This is a genomic window from Micrococcus sp. LASM2_SD2, assembly GCF_057364565.1.
In genome coordinates, this window is the sequence record NZ_JBNFOB010000133.1 from 1 (window position 1) to 6,399 (window position 6,399).

6 protein-coding genes are annotated in these 6,399 nt (G+C 70.2%); 1 reads left to right on the forward strand and 5 read right to left on the reverse strand.

Translation table 11 applies throughout. The features are described from left to right. On the forward strand, nucleotides 1-925 hold a 925-nt coding region (locus tag AC2W7A_RS08030), incomplete at its 5' end, for an NAD(P)-dependent oxidoreductase (RefSeq protein ID WP_485990898.1). A 166-nt stretch (nucleotides 926-1,091) separates the two neighbouring features. On the opposite strand, the gene AC2W7A_RS08035 is transcribed toward AC2W7A_RS08030, so the two are convergent. The 5 genes from AC2W7A_RS08035 to AC2W7A_RS08055 form a co-directional block, all read right to left on the reverse strand. After that, entirely contained in the window at nucleotides 1,092-2,492 is a 1,401-nt protein-coding gene (locus AC2W7A_RS08035) for an ABC transporter ATP-binding protein (protein WP_485990899.1), read from the reverse strand. Between the two features lie 34 nt (nucleotides 2,493-2,526). Then, nucleotides 2,527-3,375, reverse strand: a complete 849-nt coding sequence (locus AC2W7A_RS08040; protein ID WP_485990903.1) for a carbohydrate ABC transporter permease — start codon at nucleotides 3,373-3,375, stop codon at nucleotides 2,527-2,529. Between the two features lie 74 nt (nucleotides 3,376-3,449). Further along, the gene (locus AC2W7A_RS08045; RefSeq protein WP_485990900.1) at nucleotides 3,450-4,400 is read right to left on the reverse strand and encodes a carbohydrate ABC transporter permease; all 951 of its coding nucleotides are present in this window, start codon (nucleotides 4,398-4,400) and stop codon (nucleotides 3,450-3,452) included. Then, nucleotides 4,397-5,707 (reverse strand): extracellular solute-binding protein, encoded by a 1,311-nt coding sequence (locus tag AC2W7A_RS08050; protein WP_485990901.1) that lies wholly within the window; start codon nucleotides 5,705-5,707, stop codon nucleotides 4,397-4,399. The genes AC2W7A_RS08045 and AC2W7A_RS08050 overlap by 4 nt, the downstream gene beginning before the upstream one ends. A 206-nt stretch (nucleotides 5,708-5,913) precedes the next feature. Further along, on the reverse strand, nucleotides 5,914-6,399 hold a 486-nt coding region (locus AC2W7A_RS08055), incomplete at its 5' end, for an ATP-dependent helicase C-terminal domain-containing protein (protein ID WP_485990902.1).

Genomic DNA, 6,399 nt, shown 5'->3' on the forward strand with positions numbered 1-6,399 from the left:
CACCCGCTACGCCGAGGCCCGCCGGGGGCCCCGGAGGAGGCGGTCGCGGCGACGGGCGGGGCCGTCGTCGGGGACGGACGAGGAGCCCCACGGCTCCGGCGACGCCACCGCCCTGGTGATCGTGAACCCCATCCCGGTGGAGGACGTCCGCACGGCGCTCGAGACGAACCCGGGCATCACGTGGGTGCAGTTCCCCTTCGCCGGGATCGAGGCCTACGTCCCGCTGGTGCGCAGCCGCCCGGAGATCACCTGGACCTCCGCGAAGGGCACCTACGCCCCGCCGGTGGCCGAGCACGCCCTGGCGCTGACGCTGGCGCTGCTGCGGCACCTGCCCGAGCGGGTCACCGCCACCTCCTGGGGCGAGTGCCGCGGGAAGACGCTCAACGGCGCCCGGGCCGTGGTGCTCGGCGGCGGGGGCATCGCGCAGGAGTACATCCGGCTGCTGAAGGCCTGGGACACGCACGTGACCGCCGTGCGCCGCAGGGACGGGGACGTGCCCGGGGCGGACGTCACCGTCACCACGGACCGGCTGGACGAGGTGCTCGTCGAGGCGGACGTGGTCATGCTGGCCGCGGCGGCCACCGCGCAGACGCGCGGGATCATCGGCGCCCGTCAGCTGGAGCTGATGCGCACCGACGCGGTCCTGGTGAACGTGGGCCGCGGGGTGCTGGTGGACACGGACGCGGTGACGGCCGCGGTGGCGGCGGGGAGCATCCAGGGGTTCGCCACGGACGTGACCGACCCCGAGCCGCTGCCCGCCGGGCATCCGCTGTGGGTCGAGCCGCGCTGCCTGATCACCCCGCACACCGCGGACACCCCGGAGATGTGCATCCCGCTGCTGGACGCGCGCATCCGGCGGAACCTCGCGGCTCGGACGGAGGGTCGAGAGCTGGAGGGGCTGGTGGACGCCGAGGGCGGGTACTGACCTCGGACAGGCAGAAGTGAGGGGGAGACACGGCGTCGAGATCGACGGAGGTGACCGTGTCTCCCCCCTCACTTTCACCGGGGGCTGCGCAGGATCAGCGCTGGACGTGGGAGCCGGTGCTGCCCCTCGTCCGTGCCGCGGCGGTCGCCGGCGGCGTGAGTGCCGTTCACATCGCCGTCCGCGGTGTCGTCGGCCGCGTGCCGCGCCGCACCGTGCGCGGAGCGGTCCGCAGCACGCCGGCGGTGCCGTGGTCGAGGTTGTCTCCGATGGAGTCCTCGGTGCGACGCTCGTGGAGGCCTCGCCTCTTCCGGTCGTTCTCCTGGGCCAGCTCGATCTGACGCCGGCGCTCCTCGCCGGCCATGCGGGTCAGCTCGGCGCCGGCCTCGGGGTCGCGGGTCAGGTTCTCGCCGGTCTTCGGGTCGAAGATGTGGATGCGGGAGGTGTCCACCCACAGGTCCACCGGAGTGCCCGGGCGGACGCGGGACTCGGCGGACAGGGTGGTCACCACCACGGGGCGCAGCTCGTCCGCGTCCATCTCCTTCGCCAGGTCGGAGAGCATGGTCTTGACCTCCGGGTCCGGGTCGAACTCGATGTGGCCGTACTGCTCGTGGCCGAGCCACTCCAGGTGGGTGAGCTCCACCTGGAAGGTCGAGCCCTTGGTCTTCTTGTCCTCGTCCACCAGGGACGCGTCCTCGAAGAACTCCGGGCGCAGGCCCACGAACACCAGGTCGCGGCCCTCGGCAGCCCTCGCCTTCTCCTCCGGGATCGGGATGTCGCCGATCGGGGAGGACAGCACGGACCGGCCGCCCTCGGACTTGAGGGTCGCCGGCAGGAAGTTCATGGACGGGGAGCCGATGAAGCCGGCCACGAACAGGTTGACCGGCTGCTCGTAGAGCTCGCGCGGGGAGGCCACCTGCTGCAGCTCGCCCTTCTTCAGGACGGCCACGCGGTCGCCGAGGGTCATCGCCTCGGTCTGGTCGTGGGTGACGTAGATCGAGGTGATGCCGAGGCGGCGCTGCATCTGGGCGATCTCGGCGCGCATCTGGCCGCGGAGCTTGGCGTCCAGGTTGGACAGCGGCTCGTCGAACAGGAACGCGTCGGCGTCGCGCACGATCGCGCGGCCCATGGCCACACGCTGGCGCTGGCCGCCGGAGAGGTTGCCCGGCTTGCGGTCCAGGTGCTCGTCCAGCTCCAGCATCCTCGAGGCCTCGGCCACCTTGGCCTTGATCTGGTCCTCGGAGAGATTGGCGTCCTTGTTCAGGCGCAGCGGGAACGCGATGTTCTCGAACACGGTCAGGTGCGGGTACAGCGCGTAGTTCTGGAAGACCATCGCGAGGTTGCGGTCCTTGGGCGCCTTCTCGTTGACGCGGTCTCCGCCGATCGTCAGGTCGCCGTCGGTGATGTCCTCGAGGCCGACCACCATGCGGAGCAGGGTGGACTTGCCGCAGCCGGAGGGGCCGACCAGGATCACGAACTCGCCGTCGGCGATGTCCAGGTCGACGCCCTTCACCGCATGGAAGCCGTCGTCGTAGGTCTTGTGGATGTTGTTCAGGGTGATGGAGGCCATCGGTGTGGGTCCTTTCGAAGCGTTGTTCCGGGCCTCAGCCCTTGACGGCGCCGTTGGTCAGGCCGGCCACGATCTGCTTCTGGAAGAAGAGCACCAGGAGCACGATCGGGACGGTCACGATGATCGCGGCGGCCGAGATGGCGCCGGTCGGCGACTCGAACTGGGAGGCGCCCGTGAAGAACGCCAGCGCGGCCGGCACCGGGCGGGCGGCCTCGGTGGAGGTCAGCGAGATGCCGTACACGAAGTCGTTCCAGGCGATGAAGAACGCGATGATCGCGGTCGTGAACACGCCCGGGGCGGCCAGCGGCACGATCACCTTGCGGAACGCCTGCAGCGGGGTGGCGCCGTCCACCTGGGCGGCCTGGTCCAGCTCCCATGGGATCTGCTTGAAGAACGCGGAGAGCGTCCAGATGGAGATCGGGAGGGTCAGGGACAGGTACGGGATGATCAGGCCGATCCAGGTGTCGTACAGCCCGATCGTGCGCCACATGTCGAACAGCGGGGTGACCAGGGAGATCACCGGGAACATGGAGACCATCAGGGAGACGGTCAGCACGAGGCGCTTGCCCGGGAAGTCCAGGCGGGCGATCGCGTAGGCGCAGAGGGTGGCCAGGACGATCGCGATCACGGTGGCGATCACCGAGATGCCCACCGAGTTGCGCAGCGCCGTGAGGAACAGCTCACGGGAGCCGCCCACGAAGATCTCCCTGTAGTTCTCGGTGGACCACTGCGTCGGCAGCAGCTGGCCGTTGGACAGGTCGCCGGGCGTCTTGAAGCTGGTCGCCAGGATGGAAAACACCGGGAACAGGCACCAGATGCCGATCAGGACGGTCAGCACCCACCAGCCGAGAGTGACCTTCCACTTGCCGGAGTCCTTCTTCACGGGAGGCTCGGGGCTGCGGTCCTGCGCAGCCCGGTCCTGCCCGGTGCGGGTCGTGTCAGTGCTTGCCGCGGTGCTCACTTGGAACCTCCTCGGTCGGCGAGGTCCACCTTGAAGCCCTTCACCGCGATGAAGGCCATGAGTGCCACGCACAGGAACAGGATGACGGACACCGCGGAGCCCAGACCGATCTCGAGTCGGGCGATGGACGTGCGGTACGCCAGCAGGGACAGGACCTCGGTGCCGTAGGCGCCGTTGGTCATGATGAACACCGCGTCGAAGATGCGGAACGCGTCCAGGGCGCGGAACAGGACGGCGACCATGATGGCGGCCTTCATGTTCGGCAGGATCACCCGGGTCATGCGCTGCCAGCGGCTGGCGCCGTCCACGGCGGCGGCCTCGGTGAGGTCACCCGGGACCTGGGCCAGTCCGGAGAGCAGCAGCAGGGAGATGAACGGGGTGGTCTTCCAGATCTCGGAGAGCATGATCACGAACAGGGCGGTGGAGCCCTGCGCGAACCAGTTGAGGTCCGCGGTGACGCCCGGCAGCCAGCCGAACCACTCGTTGATGTAGCCGGAGTCGATGGAGAACATGTAGAACCACGCGAACGCGGAGACCACGGTGATGATGCCGTAGGGCACCAGGATCATGGTGCGGACCAGGCCCTTGGTGGACCTGATCGCGTGGTGCATGACCAGGGCCAGCAGGAAGCCGAGCACGAGCTCGACGGCCACGGTGACCACGGTGATCAGCACGGTCACGCCGAGTCCGGCCCAGAACACCTGGTCCGTGAGGATGGTCGCGTAGTTCTGCAGGCCGACGAACTCGCGCTCGCCGGGGGCGGTGAGACGGTAGCTGTACAGCGACTGCCAGAACGCCTGCAGGATCGGGTACAGGACCACGAAGGTCATGATCAGGAACGCCGGCGCCGCCAGCCACATGCCGAGACGGGCCTCGGACTTGGCTCGGGCGGAGCGGACGGGCTTGGTCTTCTTCCCGGTGCGCTCGGGTGCGGTCACGGTGCTCACAGCAGGCGCTCCCCTCGGAGGATCTCCTCGATGAAGGTGTTGGTCTCCGCCGGAGTGCGCTCCGGGTCGATGCCGGACGGCGGCGCGTAGCGCTGCTGGATGGCGGTGGAGACCTCGTTGTAGTACGGCGTCTGGGGACGCGGCTTGGCCATGTCGAGGGACTTCCGGATGGTCTCGGCCATCGGGTAGTCCTCCTTGATGCGCTCGTCCTCGTAGGCCTTCGGGTCCGCGGGCGGGTTGCCGTTGGTCACGAAGTAGTCCGCCTGGTGCTCGGCGGTGGTGATGCAGGAGATCGCGTCCCATGCGAGGTCATGGTGCTGGGACTTCTCGCCGACGCCGAGGTTGATGCCGCCCAGCGGGGGCGCGGCCTCGTGCTCCTCGTCCGTCTGCGGATAGGTGGTCCAGCCGATGTCCTCGGGCAGGTCCTCCGGCAGGTCGCCGCCCTCCACGGAGGCGTTGGTGGCGGCCCACACGAACGGCCAGTTGACCATGAACGAGCCGTTGTCCCCCTGGAACAGGAGCATGGACTCGTTCTCCGCCTGGGTCGGCAGGCCGGGGCCGCCGAGGCCCTTCTTGCCGATGGTGGAGATGATCTCCGCGGCCTTGCGGCCGGCCTCGCTGTCCAGGTCGAGCTTGAGCTCGTCGGCCTTGGCCTCCGGGTTCTCGATGATCTCGGAGCCGCCGCCCACGATCAGCGCGTTGAGCCACACGGACATGGACTCGGCGCGGGCGCCCTGGACGCCCAGTTCCTTGTCCTGGTCCTCGGCGGCCTGGATGAGCTCGTCCCACGTGACGGGCTTGTCCATGTCCAGTCCGGCCTCCTCGGCCACGGACTTGCGGTACCAGAGCAGCTGCGTGTTGGCCCAGAACGGGACGGCGACGAGCTCGTCCTTCCAGGTGGCGCCGGCGAGGGCGCCCTCCAGGGTGTTCTCCTCGGCGGTCTTCTGCAGCTCCTCCGGCACGGGGGCGAGGAAGCCGGGCTCGGCGAGCTCGGGCACGAACGGCGGGTCGAGGGACATGATGTCCATCGAGGTGTCCCCGGCGGCGAGGCGGCGGGTGAGCTGCTCGCGCTGGGACGCGGCGTCGTTGGGGAGCATCGAGGTCTCGATGCGGTACGTGCCGCCGGCCTCGTCGGTGCACTGCCGGGCGATCTCGGCCTGGCCGCCGTCGTCCGGGTTCGTGTACCAGGTCAGCACCGGTGTGCCGCCGTCGTCGGCGGCGCAGCCGGAGAGGACGAGGGCCGAGGCGGCCACCGTCGCCGCCGCGAGCGCCCGTCCCCGGCAGCGCCGTGGGTGGGGATTCGTCATGTCGGGATGTCCTTCGTGTCAGCTGTCCCAGTGATATGCGCTACACCCTATGCCCGTGAGATGCCTCGGGGGCCACCTTTGACCTTCGGGTCGGCTGTGTTTCACGACGACGGCACCTCGGCTCCGGCTGTCAGCTCGCCTTCTCCGCGGCTCGGCGACGACGGCGTCTCGGCACTCGCCGACCCGCCTCGCTCGGCACACGGCGTCTACCGGCGCTTCGTGCGGCCGGTGGGCTCGGCCGTGGTGGGGTCCTCCGGCCAGGGGTGCTTGGGGTAGCGGCCACGCATGTCCGCGCGGACGTGGGCGTAGGCGCCGGACCAGAAGGACGGCAGGTCCGCGGTGACCGCCAGGGGACGCCCGGCGGGCGAGAGCAGGTGGAGCAGCACGGGCAGGCGCCCGTCCGCCACGGCCGGCGTGTCCGTGGCGCCGAAGAACTCCTGGAGCTTGGCGGCCAGGACGGGCTGGCCGTCGTCGCCGACCGCGGGGTACTGCAGGGCGGCGGTGCGCCCGGACGGGATGGGCAGGCCTTCCGGGGCGAGGGCGTCCAGTTCGGAGGCGGCCGGCCAGGGCAGCAGGCCCTGCAGGGAGCCGGCGAGGTCCACACGGGAGCGCGGGGTGCCCGCCAGCACCTGCGCGGCCACGGCGGCGACGAGGTCCTCGTCCCCGGGCCAGCCGCCGCGGCGGACATGTCC

Bases quoted from the DNA above. Each gene is read 5' to 3' on its own strand.
- AC2W7A_RS08035 (WP_485990899.1), bottom strand. From the start codon at position 2,492: ATGGCCTCCATCACCCTGAACAACATCCACAAGACCTACGACGACGGC.
- AC2W7A_RS08050 (WP_485990901.1), bottom strand. From the start codon at position 5,707: ATGACGAATCCCCACCCACGGCGCTGCCGGGGACGGGCGCTCGCGGCG.